This window comes from Flindersiella endophytica (genome assembly GCF_054779015.1).
Map to the genome: position 1 here is coordinate 201,653 of NZ_BAAGYY010000036.1, position 13,645 is coordinate 215,297.

The following is a 13,645-nucleotide window of genomic DNA, read 5'->3' on the forward strand; positions in this document are numbered from 1 at the left end:
CCGACCTATTGTGCTCGCACCAGGGAAACGGCAACCGTCAGGCGGTCCGGCGGGGTCGCGAACGTGTACGCGGCGCGGAGCTTCCGGGTCTGGACGTCGTAGGTCAGCACCTGCCCGCCGCCCTCGGTCGTGACCGCGACGGTACGCACATCGGGCCAGCCGATCAGGTCGCCCCAGGCGACGCCCTCCGCGCGGAGCTCGTGCCGGCCCGCCACCTCTCCGGTAGCGGTGTCGACCAGCCCGAGCCCGTGGGTGCCGGCCTCGCGGTCCCAGAGGAAGATCGCGAACTGCTTGCCGTCCGGCGACAGGGGATAGCCGGTCCGGCCCTTGGCCCAGCGCTGGCCGTACAGCTCCTCCGGATCGATCGTGCGGACGGTTCGCCCGGTGGCCACGTCCTCCAGCTGGAAGACGTTCGGCTGCGATCCGTACAGGTCGTAGGTGAGCAGCCAGTCCCCGGTCGGCTGCAGGCCGGCGACACAGCAGTCGATGCCGAGCGTCCGGGCGCGCATTCTCGTCGTGTCGACCAGGATCGCCCGCCGGTGCGCGCCGGACGTGAGAACGGCCTGGTAGTCGATCGTGAGCCAGCGGCCGTTCGGCGACCAGGTCACATGCGGGTCGAGCTGATCCAGTGCTTGCCGGGGGACCAGCACGGGCTGGTCGACCGCGCCCGAGCTCAGGTCGCGTACGACGAACCGGCCGTCAGGCTGGAAGTACACGAGCCGCCGGCCGTTCGGCGAGAGCGAGACCGCGGTCGCCGACTGCAACGTCCAGTGCTTGCCCTTCCAGTCCAGCAGCCGCCACGACCAGCACGGCTTCGTGGCGTCGGCGCAGCTCGTGCTGTACGCGAGCACGCCGGGCGGCACGCCACGGTCAGGCAACGGCGGTGCGGTACGCGGGAACCGGATCTCACCTGCGGCACCGGTGCCACGCGGTCCCAGCTTGGCCCGCGGCGGACGTGATGCCGTGGCCGTCGGTGTGGGCACCGAGCGCCGGCCGGTCGGCGGTGCGGCGGTCGGAAGCCGCAGGACGGAGACCATGCTCGCGGTCGGCCTGGCCGCGGCCGGATCGCGCGTCGACATGTGTTCGACCCGGTCGACGAGTACGGGCACGAGCACCGTCGCGAGCAGCAGTACGGCGGCCAGCCCTCCGAGGGCACGGCGGTTCGTCATCTGGATCCCCCTGCCGGAGCTCTTCCGGCCACGCTCAACCGCTCCGGCCGCCGGTTGAGCTGGTAGGTGAGCCGGGCGGTCCCGTCCCGGACGTCGATCGAGTAGACACCCGCCGGGCCGTTCCCGCCGAACAGCGTGAGTACCGTGTGCGGACCGGACCAGCCCAGCAGCTCGGCCGTCGCTTCGCCGGCCGCGTCCAACCCGTCCAGGCGCCGGCGGGTGGAGACTTCGCCGGACGTCGTGTCCACGAGGTCGAGCTCGCCCACGCCGTCCCGAAAGTCGAGCGTCGCGAGCATCGAGCCGTCCGGCGAGATCTGGCTCCGGTTCGAGCCGCTGGCGACGACCCCTTCGGTGGCGGCCGGCAGCTCGCCGGTGACGTCCCCGGACCAGTTCAGCCGCAGCGTCCGCTCGTGACCGGCCTGGCCCGTGGGCTGCGGCACCAGCGGGAGCCAGCCGGCCTCACGGCCTGGCAGGCCGGCCAGGCAACACGCTTCGGACAGTGGATACGTCGCCATCGTGGTCGTGTCGACGAGAGCCGCTTCGCGGGTGTTCTCGCCGGGCTCCCGCGGGAGCGAGTAGTCGATGCCGAGCCAGCGGCCGTCCGGCGACCAGGAGATCGACACCCTGTACCGGTGGATCACTCCCTGCGGGAACTCCAGCGGCCGGTCGACGTCGCCCGATGCCAGGTCGCGCACGACCAGATAGCCCGACCCGTTGCTCTCGTGCTCGCTCAGGTAGGCGATCCGTTTCCCGTTCGGAGCGACCGCCACGGCCCCTGAGTCGAGGCCGTTCCCCGCGGCGCCGGTGACGTTCCACTGCTTGCCGTCCGCGGTCAGGAGCCGCCACGGGTTCGCGCAGGAGTTGCCCGTGCAGGCGGTGGCATAGGCGAGTACGGCGGGCTGGTCGATCCTGGCGGGCAGGGCCGGCTGGTCCTGGGCACGGATGTCGACCTGGGGAACTCCGGCGACCGGCCTGGCGGTCGAGGTGGGTGTGGGGCGTACGGGCTCCAGGCCACGGTTCTGGAGCTGGTTCGGGATCAGCAACGCGGCCGCGGCCACGGCCGCCGCCATCAGTGGTGCGGCGATCATCGCGCGACGCCGGCGCCGGATCGCACCGCTCACCGCGCGGTCGGCCAGGTCGTCGATCGGTCCGGCCCGGTCGGCCACCGCGTCCAGCAGGTCCTTCAGATCGGTCATCCGGCACACTCCTGGGCGGTTCGGGCCGCTACCGGCTGGGATTCGGCACCGGTCACGAGAGTCGCCAGCTCTGGTGCGACCGCGCGCAGCCGGGCCAGCGCCCGGTGGGTCTGGCTCTTGATCGTGCCGACCGAGCACCCCATGACCCGGGCGGCGTCGGCTTCGCTGAGGTCCTCGTAGAACCTCAGGAGGATCACCGCCCGCTGCTGCCTGGTCAGCTTGCCGAGCGCGCGCTCCAGGCTCAGCCGCAGCGTCGTCAGGTCGGTGAAGTCGGTGGCGGCGGAGCTGGACGCCGGCTCGGGCAGCACCTCGGTCGGAATCTCCGAGTTGGGCTTGCGTCGCAACCAGGAGACGTACTCGCGATAGAGGGACGTACGGATGTACGCCTCTGGACTGCCCTTCGCGCGCAGGCGTTCCCACCGGCCGGCGACCCGGCTCAGGACGTTCTGCAGCAGGTCCTCGGCGAGATGCTGATCGCCGGTAAGCAGGTACGCGGCACGCGTCAGCGCCTGCCCGCGTGCCGCGACGAACTCGCGGAACCCCTCGTATCGATCCACGTGCGCATCCCTCCCTGTGCATCTCACACGCAGGGAGGGATGGCCGGGGTTGCCGGACAGATGCGACTATTCCAGGGTTTGGTAAGCGATGCTCAGCGAACGGGCGCGGCGCGGGAAGTGGAACACCTGCTCGCGCGTGCCGCTCTCGAGGTCGAATCGCTCGATGTTGGCCGCGCCTTTGCTCTCGACCGTCATCGGGAGGTCGACGCCCCGGAGGTCTCCGCTCTCGATCAACGCGATCTCAGGTGTGATCCAGCCGGCGAACCTGGGCGACTCCCAGGCCTTCCAGTTGTCGCGGATCGGGTAGCGGACGAGTACCCGCTTGTCCTTCATCCGCACGACCGAGACCTCGGCGGTGAGCCCCTTCGGGAAGCCGATCGAGGCGAATGCCTCGCCGTCGGGCGAGATCGCTCCCTGGAAGCCGTCCCAGCTCTTGCCGTTGGGCAGCTTCGACGGCAGTTCGCCGCGCACCTTGCCGCTGTGATCGACCAGCTTGATCGGGTGCTCACGGAGTCCGTCGCTGAAGGGGATCAGGGCTTCGGTGTCCGGCAGCCCGTAGAAGCAGCACGGGCCGGGCATCTGGCGGGTTCGCATCGTCTGGGTGTCGACGAGTTCGGCGTTCTGGGGGTTCACCGTGGTCGTGTGGTTGCCGATCACATCGGTGTCCGCCATCGCGACGCCGATCCAACGGCTGTCGGGCGACCAGCTGACCTGTGGCGGCCCGTCGTCGAACTTCCACGGCGTGTCGGCCCAGGAGAAGGCCTCCCGGACGCCGCCACTCGCCAGGTCCCGGACGACGAACGATCCGTTGTCGCGAAAGTACGCGATGCGAGTGCCGTCGGGTGAGACCGTGAGGTTGCCCCGGCTGTACTGCTGCGCCTTTTCCTTGTCGTCCGGCCAGGCCGCGTCCTCGACCGTCCAGTGCTTGCCGTCAGCAGTCATCAGCCTCCACGGCTCGCAGCTGTCCACACCGTGCTCGTCCCCCTTGCAACCGGCGCTGTACGCCAGCAGCCCCGGTCCCACGCCCTGGTCCGGCAGAGGCGCTGCCGTCTTGGGAAACGTGACGGTCATGGGCAGCTGGAACGTGCTCGTCGCCGGCATGACCTCGTTGCCCGAACGCTGCCAGGGCAGCAGGCCGCCGGCGGCCAGGCCGAGCGCCGACGCGGCTACCAGTCCGGTGGCGCACAAGGGTGCGACCAGTCCGAGCCTGCGCTTACGCCGGCTGCGCGTGGACCGGGCCAGCGCGCGATCGGCGATCGAACCGAGCGGCGGTGCCTGGTCGGCGTAGTCGGCGAGTGCGTCCCTGAAGCGGGTCATCGGTTTTCTCCCATCTGTGCGACGAGTTCGGTGTCAGACAGCAGGTCGCTGAGCTCCGGGCCGAGCGACCGCAGCTTCGCCAGTGCGTCGTGGGTCTGGCTCTTGACCGAGCCGGTGGAGCACCCGAGCAGCGCGGCGGTCTGGCCGACCGAGCAGTCCTCGTAGAACCGCAGGACCAGCACCGCCCGTTGCCGTGGCGCCAGCCTGGCGAGTGCGCGGTCGAGTGTGAGCCTGCTCAGGCTGTGCTCGGCGAAGTCGGCCGTCGACTGTTCGGGTACGTCGTCGACGGGCAACTCGGTGCTGCGACGCAGACGTCGCCACGAGATGTACTCGCGGACCAGCGCCGTACGGGCGTACGCCTCGGCCTTCTCCTCCTGCCTGATCCGCCACCAGCGGTCGGCGACCTTGATCAGGACGTCCTGCAGCAGGTCCTCGGCCTGGTGCCGATCGCCGGTCAGCAGGTATGCCGTGCGCATCAGCGAGCGCCCACGCGCCGCGACGAACTCGCGGAAGGCATTGTCTCGATCCACCCGAATCACCCCTCCTGTCTCGACCAAACAGACGAGTCCGCCCGGAGTTTCGGTTGGGTCGCCGGTGGTCGCACGCCGGTACGCTCGCATGCGATGGCTACTTTGCTGCTCGTACGACACGGCCGGACCACCGCCAACGCGACCGGTCTGCTGGCCGGACGCACTCCTGGAGTGCATCTCGACGACGAGGGCCGCAAGCAGGCCGACGCGCTGGCCGCCCGGCTCGACAAGCTGCCACTGGTGGCTGTCGTCACCAGTCCACTCGAACGCTGCCGTGAGACCGCGGAGGCGGTCGCGGGCATGCGCCTCGACCCGACAGAAGACGAGCGGCTGGCCGAGGTGAAGTACGGCGACTGGCAGGGCAAGGAGCTCAAGCACCTGGCCAAGGAGCCACTGTGGAAGGTCGTCCAGCAGCATCCGAGTGCGGTGACGTTCCCCGGTGACGGCGGCGAGGCGATGCTCGCGGTGTCCGAGCGGGGCGTGGCGGCCATCCGCCAGTGGGACGCGCGAATCGAGGCCGAGCACGGCCCGGACGCGATCTGGGTGGCGGTCAGCCACGGTGACGTGATCAAGGCGATCCTGGCCGACGCGCTCGGCATGCACCTCGACCAGTTCCAGCGCATCCTGGTCGATCCGTGCTCGGTGTCGGTGATCCGTTACACGCCGATGCGCCCGTTCGTGATGCGTACCAACGACGTCGGCGGCGACCTGTCCTCGCTCGTACCCACCAAGAAACGACGGCGCCGGGCCCGCTCCGTCCGGGCCGCCGAGGCCGAGAGCGAGGCCGCGATCGGGGGCGGTGCGGGAGGCGCGCCAAGTAGTCCCACACGCAGAACAGCACGCGGTAAGAAGGCGTAGGGTTCTAAGTCATGACGCGTGTCGTCCACTTCCACGACGCTCCGGACCGCTTCGTCGCGGGCACGGTCGGAGAGCCTGGTGAGCGTACCTTCTTCCTGCAGGCACGCTCCTCCGGTCAGATCACGACCGTATCGATGGAGAAAGAACAGGTTGCCGTCCTCGCCGAGCGAGTCGACGCAATGCTGGACGAGGTCCTGCGGCTGACCGGTGGCGACGCGGTGATCCCCGCGCTCGCGCCGACAGAGCTGTCCGACGACGAGCCGCTGGAGCAGCCGCTGGTCGAGGAGTTCCGTGTCGGCACGCTGCGCCTGGCATGGGACAGCGAGGCCGAGCGCGTGGTGATCGAGGCCTACGAAGTCACCGAGGAGGAGGCCGACCCACCGCCGCCGATCGAGGAGGACCCCGAGGCGGAAGGGCCCGAGACGCTGGTCGTCCGCATCACCGGAGCACAGGCGCGGGCGTTCGCCAAGCGGGCGCTGGCCGTCGTGTCGCAGGGCCGGCCGCCCTGCCCGTTCTGCGGCAACCCACTCGACCCCGACGGGCACATCTGCCCGCGCCAGAACGGCTATCGGCGTAGCGCGTGACCAGAGGAGAGCTCGACGCTGACGAAGCGCTGCGTCTGGTGGGCGAAGGATCGATGAACGTCGAGGGCCGTCTGGTCGACGCCTCGAACGCCACGTTCTACTGCGAGGTCAGCCTCGACGGCATGACCGGGGCGTGTGTCTACAAGCCCGTACGCGGCGAGCGGCCCCTGCGCGACTTCCCCTCCGGCAGCCTGGCCAACCGGGAGGTCGCGACGTACCAGCTGTCGGCGGCCACCGGCTGGAACCTCGTCCCGCCGACCCTGCTGCGGGACGGCCCGTTCGGTGAGGGCATGTGCCAGCTGTGGATCGAGCACGACACCGACATCGGCATGGTCGACGTCGTGCCGCGCGAGCAGGTGCCCGACGGCTGGCGGCGGGTGCTCGACGCCTACGACGGTGACGGCGACGAGATCGCACTCGTGCACGCCGACGACCCCTCGCTGCGGCAGCTGGCGATCTTCGACGTGATCTGCAACAACGCCGACCGCAAGGGCGGGCACGTCCTGGTCGCGGCCGAAGACCAGTCGCTGTTCGGCGTCGATCACGGCCTCACCTTCCACGTCGACCACAAGCTGCGCACGGTGCTGTGGGGCTGGGCGGGTGAGCGGCTCTCGGCAGAGGAGCTCGAAGTCCTGGAGAAACTGCAGGCCGGCCTGTCCGGCGGGCTCGGCGAAGCACTGGCCGAGCTGATCGATCTCGACGAGATCGTGGCGCTGTCCGCGCGGATCAGCCGCCTGCGCCGGGAAGGCGCGTTCCCAGAACCCGGCGACGGCTGGCCGTCGATCCCGTGGCCGGTCTTCTGAGGACCGATTTCCCGGTGTTTTTTCCGGCGTTCTGTAGGGTCGAAAATCATGGAATCGTGGCGTGCTCCCGAGTTGTCCCGGCTGCCCGGGACTGGTCAGATCCCCGTCGTTCACGACGTGGCGTCCGGACGGCGGAAGTCTTCCTGGCCGGGCGGCGACGAGGCCAAGCTCTACGTCTGCGGCATCACGCCCTACGACTCCACCCACATCGGCCACACCGCCACTTACATCGCGTTCGACTTGTTGCACAGGGCGTGGCTGGACGCCGGCCTGAACGTCCACTACGTGCAGAACGTCACAGACGTCGACGACCCGTTGCTGGAGCGGGCCGAGCAGACCGGCGAGGACTGGAAAGCGCTGGCCGATCGGCAGGGCGGGCTGTTCCGTGCCGACATGGCCGCGCTCTTCGTCGTGCCACCGCGGGAGTACGTCGCCGCGACCGAGGCCATCCCGCTGGTGATCGAGGCGATCACGCGGCTGGGCGAGCTGGGCGCGACGTACGAGATCGACGGTGACGTCTACTTCTCGGTCCGAAGCGACCCGAAGTTCGGGCAGGTCTCCGGCCTGTCGCGAGCCGCGATGGAGACGAGCTTCGCCGAGAACGGTGGCGACCCGGAGCGGCCGGGCAAGCGCGACCCGCTCGACAGCCTGCTGTGGCTGGCGCACCGCCCGGGTGAGCCGGCCTGGGAGTCGCCGTTCGGCCCCGGGCGGCCCGGGTGGCACGTCGAGTGCTCGGCGATCTCGCGGCTGCACCTCGGCATCACGGTCGACGTGCAGGGTGGCGGCTCCGACCTGGCCTTCCCTCACCACGAGATGTGTACGGCCCTGACCCGGGTGCTGGCGGGCGGGGGAGACGCGGTGGCGGCGCACTCCTACGTCTACCAGGGCATGGTCGCGCTCGACGGCGAGAAGATGAGCAAGTCCAAGGGCAACCTCGTGTTCTCGTCCGAGCTGCGTGCCGATGGCGTCGACCCGTCGGCGATCCGGCTCGATGTGCTGTCGCACCACTACCGCGACGACTGGGAGTGGACGCAGGCCGGCCTCGACAGGGCGATCGCCCGGCTGGAGCGCTGGCGTGCCGCGGCCGCCCGGCCCGCCGGAGCCGAGGGTACGAAGGTGCTGGCCGGCGTCCGCGACGCCCTCGCCGACGATCTCGACGCTCCGGCGGCACTCGGCGTGATCGACGCCTGGGCAGAGGCCACCCTGGCCGAACCAGGGCCGGACAGCGATGCGCCGGGCCTGGTCAGCGATGTCGCCAGGACTCTCCTCGGTGTGGAGCTCCGGCAGGACTGACGCCCGGCGTTTCGGGCTCGCGCGGACTGGTCAGGAATCAAGAAGCGCGGGCATCCGAGCCGTAGCTAGCGTGACCGCGACAGAAGCGAAACACCCACTTCAGGAGCGATCATGAGCGGTTCGTCCACCCAGGGAATCAAGACCGTGCTGCACCCGGTCACCGACCTCGAGAAGGCCAAGGCGGTCTACACCGCGCTGCTCGGCGTCGAGCCGTCGGCCGACGCGCCCTACTACGTCGGTTACGACGTCGAGGGCCAGCACATCGGGCTGGTGCCGAACGGCGCCCAGCAGGGGATGACCTCGCCGGTGGCGTACTGGCACGTGCCCGACATCGAGGCCAAGCTGGCCGAGCTGACCGAGGCCGGCGCCGTGGTGAAGGAGCCCGTTCGCGAGGTCGGTCCCGGCCGCGTCGTGGCGACCGTCACCGACCCCGACGGCAACGTGCTCGGCCTGCTGCAGGACGCCTGAGCCGGTACCAGCCCGGCCCGAGCTCTAGCCGACCGGCTGGCGCAGGATCGTCCGCAGCTCGGCCGGGTCCGTCCTGCTGAAGTCGGTCAGGTAGATCTCGTCGTGCAGCCCGCGGACGCCCAGCCCTTTCGCGGTGATCAGGGCGTCCATCCGGGCCAGCGTCTTCGGCTCCTCGGCGAACGGCCCGACGTGCAGCGCCTGGACCACCGAGCCTTCGGTGAAGCTCACCAACTGCACCCGGGCCGCGCCGGGACGCTCGGCGCGAGCCACTTCTCTGGCCTGGTCGAACAGCGCGGCCGGCAGGTCGTCCGGCAGCCGCAGGAACAGCTGCCAGCACCATTCCTCTCGCGGCACCTCGAACGGCGGACGGTCGTCCTCCACCCACCAGCGGCCCTCCAGCGGCGGCATCGAGAACGGCGATCCGGCTGTTGACGTCGCGGCGGCCAGGCCGAGCAGCGGCCCGGCGACGGCGTACAACAGCCCGGTGCTCTCCATATGTGCCGCCGCGCCGGGTGCTCCCTGGCCGGTGATGCCGAGGCCGTGCACGGTGCCGAACTCCGTGAGCTCGGGTTCCTCGGTGGCGGTGTACCAGGTGTTCATCGCGGATCCTCCAGTTCGATCATCAGTTGGGTGACGAGTTGGTCGGGTGCGGTGGAGCGGGGGTCGGACAGGTAGACCTCGCGGATCGGCCCGGCCGGCCGGTGCCCGTGCTCGGCGCACCAGGCGAGCAGCCCGTGCGCGGTGAGGTTGATCCGGTCGTACGAGCCGACGTGGGTGGCCTGCGCGAACTGCCCGCCCGGCAGCACCTCGGCGACCGTGCCGGGCACCGGAGCACCGCACTCGGCCGCCACCACGATCGGCACGGGCTCCCCGAAGTCCAGCGGGAACAGGCCCACGAGCGGCGGCCGCACGGGCTCGCCGGCGGCGGCCAGCGCACCGAGCAGGTTCGCGATCGCGGCGGAGGTGGCCCCGTCGATCTGCCACTCGTCCGGGGCGGCGTCTCGTACGGTGACCGCCCGGATCGCCGGCTGCGTGACGATCGTGACGTCGACGGCCGGCATGCCGGTGGCGAGGATCTGCTCCAGGCTCGCCAGCGCGCGGCGCCGGCGCTCGAGCTCGGCCTCCAGCTGGGCACGCACGTCGCCGAGCACCGCGGCGACCGGCGCACCGGCCAGCACATCCCCGATCACCGGCAACGGCACGTCGAGCGACCGCAGCAAGCCGATCGAGGTCGCGTCCCTGACCTGGCCGGGGCGGTAGTAGCGGTACCCACTGGCAGGGTCGACCCAGGCCGGCGGCAGTAGTCCGAGCTCGTCGTAGTGCCGCAGCTGCTTGACGGACAGCCTGCACAGGCGCGCGAACGCGCCGATCGCCAGGAGCTCCTTGTCAGGTCCCATGCCGAGCAGCATGGCGGCTCCCACAGTGGGAGAGTCCAGCAACCTCAACGACCGCGTAGGCGCAGCACGAACCAGGCGCTGAGAGCGGTGACGATCTCCCCGGCGGCCAGGGCGATCCAGACGCCGGTCGTACCCGCCCGGCCGAGCGCGAGGACGAGCGGCACCTTGATCGCCACCAGCGTGCCGATCGAGATCAGGTATGACGGCCGCGGCCGCCCGAGCGACTGGAAGTACGCCGAGACCAGTGGCGCGACCCCGGCCACGACGAGGCCGATCGCGATCACGCGCAACGCGCCTCGCGCGGTCGCGGCTACTCCGGCGTCGTCGATGAAGGCGGCCGTGAGCGGGCCGGCCAGCAGGACCACCGTGACCGTGACGACGGCGCCGTACAGCACCGACGCACGCAGGGCCAGGGTCCGCGCGCGAGACACCCTCGCCCACAGCTCGCGCCCGGCGTTGTATCCCGTGACCGGTTGCAGGCCCTGGCTGATGCCGAGCTGCGGCATCAGTGCGAACGTCTGGATCCGGGCACACACGGCGTACGCGGCCAGGGCGGCAGCACCGCCCGCGCCCGCCAGCGTCGTGTTGACGACCACCGCCAGCACGGTGGCGCCGAAGCCGGCGAGGAACGACGGCGCGCCGACGCCGATCAGGGCACCGATCGTCGCCAACCGCGGGCGCAGCTCGGCCAGGCCGACACGGTACGGCCGGTGGCGCTGGACGAAGAAGAACCACGCCGCCATCGCGGCCGAGACCGCCTGCCCGCCAACGGTGCCCAGCGCGGCGCCGCGTACGCCGAGGTCCAGCCCGAAGATGAGCAGCGGGTCGAGGACGATCTGCACCAGGATCGCGACCACCCAGACGGCCGTGGAGTAGCGCATCCGCCCTTCGGCCCGGATCAGGCTGGAGAAGCCCGTCGCGAAGATCGCGCCGGAGATGATGATCACCGCGTACTCGCGCGCGGTGTCGCGGAGGTCGCCACGGGCACCGAGCAACGTGAGGAGCGGCTCGATCGCGATCAGGCCGAGCACGGTCACCACGACGGCGGTCGTCCAGAAGACCACGAACGCGTTGCCGGCCGCGCGCGCGGCCGTCGCCGGATCGCCGGCGCCCAGGCTGCGGGAGACCAGGGAAGCGCCGCCCACGCCCACGGTCGTGGCCACGGCGCCGAGCACCAGCAGCACGGGAGCGACCAGGTTGACCGCGGCCATCGCCTCGGCGCCGACGCCACGAGCGACGAACCACGCGTTGGTCAGCGCGTAGATGCCGTAGACGCCGACCGACATCGTGGTCTGCGAGCACGCGTGCCACAGCAGCCGGCCGACCGGCCGGGAGCCCAGCGCCTCGGCCTGGTCGATCCGGGCCGGGGTCAACGGACCGGTCGCCGCCCGAGCAGTGCCATGGTCTCGGTGAGGCGCTCCCGCGCCCAGTCGTAGCCCTGGCTGTCGGTGTGCCCGCGGTAGACGGTCTCGATCACCATGATCAGCGAGAGGTACAGGCAGTAGAGCCGCCTGCGCACCTCCTCCGAAGGAGTCAGCGGCCCGTGCCCGTAGCCGCGCATGAACGCGCTGGGGTCGCCGAACGCGGACAGCTGCGTGCCGGTGAAGCCGGCCTCGATCAACGGGTCGCCGTAGAAGGCGCGCTCGTGGTCGATGATGCCGACGATCGCGCCGTCGCGGACCATCACGTTGCTGTCCCACAGGTCCCACTCGACGTACTGCGGGACGGTGACCTCGTCGAGTGAGTGCGCGTTGTCCGCGAACACGCCGCGCACGAGGTCGTAGTCCCAGCCCAGGTCGACCTGGCGGCGCTCGCCGTCGGCCATGACCGCGTCGAACATGTCCGTGAACACCGCCCGCCAGCTCGGGTCGCCGGGACCGGCCAGCGGCCCGAACGCCGGACCGTGGATCGAGTTGAGCTCGCGGTTGGCCGCGCCGACGGCCTCGGAGTAAGCCACCCGCGTGGCGGCCGGCAAGCCGGCTTTGACGATGCCGAGGTTGTCGGCATCGATGTACGACATGAAGAAGTAGTCGGCGTCGCACAGCTCGTGGCTCTGGTCGGCGAAGTCGACCGCCGGCACCGGCACGCTGGTGCGTTCCCGGATCAGTTTCAGCGCCGCCAGCTCGATCGACATCGCACCACGTTCGTACGTCAGCACCTCGATGCCCGCCGGCGGTGCGATCTTGAGCACGACCTGCGAGTCGTCGCGCAGCCGGATGCGGTAGGCGACGTTGAACCAGCCGTGCCCGAGCTCGCTCGCCCAGTCGTCGCCGTCCGGTGGCGCCAGGTCACGGCCGTAGGCCCGGCCGACCATGGCTCGCAGCGTGTCGAGCGACTGGCGGTTCTTGGTGATGCTCTCCATCAGACCCCTCCCGGGCAGCATGCGACGTGCCAGAGAGAGGGTAGTGAGCCCCGGCTAGTCGGTCTTGCGGCGGCGGAGGTAGCGCTCGAACTCGCGCGCGATCGCCTCGCCCGTGGCCTCCGGCAGGTCGGCGGCGTCGCGGGCCTCCTCGAGCGACCGGACGTATTCGGAGACCTCGGAGTCTTCCTGCGCCAGCTCGTCGACGCCGCGTTCCCAGGCGCGGGCGTCCTCGGCCAGCTCTTCCTGCGGAATCGACAGGTCGAGGATGTCCTCGAGCCGGTTGAGGATGCCGAGCGTGGCCTTCGGGCAGGGCGGCTGCGCGACGTAGTGGGGCACCGCGCCCCAGAGCGAGATCGCGGGGATGCCGGCGTAGCCAAGCTCGGCCTGCAGCACGCCGACGATGCCGGTCGGGCCTTCGTACTTCGACTGTTCGAGCCCGAGCGCCTTGGCCAACTCCGGATCGGTGGCACTCGCATTGACCGGAATGGGCCGCGTGTGTGGATTGTCGGCCAGCAGCGCACCGAAGATCACGCCGATGCTCGCGCCCAGCTCGCCGGCGATCTCGTTGAGCTCGCCGCAGAACTGCCGCCACGAGAGGTTGGGCTCGATGCCGCGGATCAGGATGACGTCGCGGGGCGCCTCGGGCTGGGTGGCGACCAGCACGCGGGTGGTGGGCCAGACGATGCTGCGTTCGCCGTCGTCCTCGAGCTGCACGGTTGGCCGGTTGACCTGGAAGTCGTAGTAGTCCTCGGGGTCGAGCGCGGCGACCGGCTTGGCCTTCCAGATCCGGATCAGGTGGTCGATAGCGCCGGTGGCGGCCTCGGCAGCGTCGTTCCAGCCCTCGAAGGCGGCGATCACGACGGGGTCGTCGAGCTCAGGCACCTGGTCGAGCTCGATCACGCGGCCTCCTGACCGTTTGCTTCGATACGTTTCTTCGCGGGTCGGAAAATGCTGGAGCCAGCCTACGTCCCCACGCTGACATGGACCCATCCGACGCGCTGTAACCTGCGCACTCACATGCCAAGGCCATGTCCGTATAGTGGACGGCCGTCTCGCCGGGCGAGAGATCGGCGGCTGGCGCGGACAGTGATGAGTAGGGTTGACAGTTCTG

Annotated in this window: 15 protein-coding genes; 5 read left to right on the plus strand and 10 right to left on the minus strand. The window is 70.4% G+C overall.

All coding sequences use genetic code 11. The features are described from left to right. Positions 1–5: 5 nt before the first annotated feature. The 5 genes from ACYVF6_RS39435 to ACYVF6_RS39455 form a co-directional block, all read right to left on the minus strand. Positions 6–1,169 carry a WD40 repeat domain-containing protein gene (locus ACYVF6_RS39435; protein WP_460529633.1) on the minus strand — a complete coding sequence of 388 codons (1,164 nt, stop codon included), beginning with the start codon at positions 1,167–1,169 and terminating at the stop codon, positions 6–8. After that, positions 1,166–2,365: a WD40 repeat domain-containing protein gene (locus tag ACYVF6_RS39440; protein WP_460529636.1), complete on the minus strand. Its 1,200-nt coding sequence runs from the start codon at positions 2,363–2,365 to the stop codon at positions 1,166–1,168. The genes ACYVF6_RS39435 and ACYVF6_RS39440 overlap by 4 nt, the downstream gene beginning before the upstream one ends. Further along, positions 2,362–2,922, minus strand: a complete 561-nt coding sequence (locus ACYVF6_RS39445) for a SigE family RNA polymerase sigma factor (RefSeq protein WP_460529639.1) — start codon at positions 2,920–2,922, stop codon at positions 2,362–2,364. Before ACYVF6_RS39445 ends, ACYVF6_RS39440 begins: the two co-directional genes overlap by 4 nt. A 66-nt stretch (positions 2,923–2,988) precedes the next feature. Next, a complete protein-coding gene (locus tag ACYVF6_RS39450; RefSeq protein ID WP_460529642.1) occupies positions 2,989–4,239 on the minus strand; it encodes a hypothetical protein in 1,251 nt (416 codons plus the stop codon). Further along, positions 4,236–4,769: a SigE family RNA polymerase sigma factor gene (locus ACYVF6_RS39455; RefSeq protein ID WP_460529645.1), complete on the minus strand. Its 534-nt coding sequence runs from the start codon at positions 4,767–4,769 to the stop codon at positions 4,236–4,238. Before ACYVF6_RS39455 ends, ACYVF6_RS39450 begins: the two co-directional genes overlap by 4 nt. A gap of 93 nt (positions 4,770–4,862) precedes the next feature. On the opposite strand from ACYVF6_RS39455, the gene ACYVF6_RS39460 reads away from it, so the two are divergent. The 5 genes from ACYVF6_RS39460 (at position 4,863) to ACYVF6_RS39480 (ending at position 8,775) form a co-directional block, all read left to right on the plus strand. Further along, positions 4,863–5,627: a histidine phosphatase family protein gene (locus ACYVF6_RS39460; protein ID WP_460529648.1), complete on the plus strand. Its 765-nt coding sequence runs from the start codon at positions 4,863–4,865 to the stop codon at positions 5,625–5,627. A gap of 11 nt (positions 5,628–5,638) precedes the next feature. Continuing rightward, entirely contained in the window at positions 5,639–6,211 is a 573-nt protein-coding gene (locus ACYVF6_RS39465) for a DUF3090 domain-containing protein (protein ID WP_460529651.1), read from the plus strand. After that, positions 6,208–7,014 (plus strand): SCO1664 family protein, encoded by an 807-nt coding sequence (locus ACYVF6_RS39470; RefSeq protein ID WP_460529654.1) that lies wholly within the window; start codon positions 6,208–6,210, stop codon positions 7,012–7,014. Before ACYVF6_RS39465 ends, ACYVF6_RS39470 begins: the two co-directional genes overlap by 4 nt. Before the next feature lie 48 nt (positions 7,015–7,062). Next, complete coding sequence (gene mshC, locus ACYVF6_RS39475) at positions 7,063–8,307, plus strand: cysteine--1-D-myo-inosityl 2-amino-2-deoxy-alpha-D-glucopyranoside ligase (protein WP_460529657.1); 1,245 nt, start codon at positions 7,063–7,065, stop codon at positions 8,305–8,307. 111 nt (positions 8,308–8,418) lie between these two features. After that, the gene (locus ACYVF6_RS39480; RefSeq protein WP_460529660.1) at positions 8,419–8,775 is read left to right on the plus strand and encodes a VOC family protein; all 357 of its coding nucleotides are present in this window, start codon (positions 8,419–8,421) and stop codon (positions 8,773–8,775) included. Positions 8,776–8,799: 24 nt separating this feature from the next. Here the strand turns inward: ACYVF6_RS39480 and ACYVF6_RS39485 are convergent, their stop codons facing one another. The 5 genes from ACYVF6_RS39485 to ACYVF6_RS39505 are packed head-to-tail and all read right to left on the minus strand — an operon-like array spanning position 8,800 to position 13,434. Next, on the minus strand, positions 8,800–9,375 hold the full coding sequence (locus tag ACYVF6_RS39485) for a hypothetical protein (RefSeq protein WP_460529663.1): 576 nt from the start codon (positions 9,373–9,375) through the stop codon (positions 8,800–8,802). Then, complete coding sequence (locus ACYVF6_RS39490; protein ID WP_460529666.1) at positions 9,372–10,172, minus strand: MerR family transcriptional regulator; 801 nt, start codon at positions 10,170–10,172, stop codon at positions 9,372–9,374. Before ACYVF6_RS39490 ends, ACYVF6_RS39485 begins: the two co-directional genes overlap by 4 nt. A gap of 44 nt (positions 10,173–10,216) precedes the next feature. Further along, entirely contained in the window at positions 10,217–11,545 is a 1,329-nt protein-coding gene (locus ACYVF6_RS39495) for an MATE family efflux transporter (RefSeq protein ID WP_460529668.1), read from the minus strand. Continuing rightward, on the minus strand, positions 11,542–12,534 hold the full coding sequence (locus ACYVF6_RS39500) for a phosphotransferase family protein (RefSeq protein ID WP_460529671.1): 993 nt from the start codon (positions 12,532–12,534) through the stop codon (positions 11,542–11,544). Before ACYVF6_RS39500 ends, ACYVF6_RS39495 begins: the two co-directional genes overlap by 4 nt. A 54-nt stretch (positions 12,535–12,588) precedes the next feature. Then, the gene (locus ACYVF6_RS39505; RefSeq protein ID WP_460529674.1) at positions 12,589–13,434 is read right to left on the minus strand and encodes a PAC2 family protein; all 846 of its coding nucleotides are present in this window, start codon (positions 13,432–13,434) and stop codon (positions 12,589–12,591) included. Positions 13,435–13,645: the final 211 nt, after the last annotated feature.

Bases quoted from the DNA above. Each gene is read 5' to 3' on its own strand.
- ACYVF6_RS39435 (WP_460529633.1), bottom strand. From the start codon at position 1,169: ATGACGAACCGCCGTGCCCTCGGAGGGCTGGCCGCCGTACTGCTGCTC.
- ACYVF6_RS39440 (WP_460529636.1), bottom strand. From the start codon at position 2,365: ATGACCGATCTGAAGGACCTGCTGGACGCGGTGGCCGACCGGGCCGGA.
- ACYVF6_RS39450 (WP_460529642.1), bottom strand. From the start codon at position 4,239: ATGACCCGCTTCAGGGACGCACTCGCCGACTACGCCGACCAGGCACCG.
- ACYVF6_RS39460 (WP_460529648.1), top strand. From the start codon at position 4,863: ATGGCTACTTTGCTGCTCGTACGACACGGCCGGACCACCGCCAACGCG.
- ACYVF6_RS39465 (WP_460529651.1), top strand. From the start codon at position 5,639: ATGACGCGTGTCGTCCACTTCCACGACGCTCCGGACCGCTTCGTCGCG.
- mshC (WP_460529657.1), top strand. From the start codon at position 7,063: ATGGAATCGTGGCGTGCTCCCGAGTTGTCCCGGCTGCCCGGGACTGGT.
- ACYVF6_RS39480 (WP_460529660.1), top strand. From the start codon at position 8,419: ATGAGCGGTTCGTCCACCCAGGGAATCAAGACCGTGCTGCACCCGGTC.
- ACYVF6_RS39485 (WP_460529663.1), bottom strand. From the start codon at position 9,375: ATGAACACCTGGTACACCGCCACCGAGGAACCCGAGCTCACGGAGTTC.
- ACYVF6_RS39490 (WP_460529666.1), bottom strand. From the start codon at position 10,172: ATGGGACCTGACAAGGAGCTCCTGGCGATCGGCGCGTTCGCGCGCCTG.
- ACYVF6_RS39500 (WP_460529671.1), bottom strand. From the start codon at position 12,534: ATGGAGAGCATCACCAAGAACCGCCAGTCGCTCGACACGCTGCGAGCC.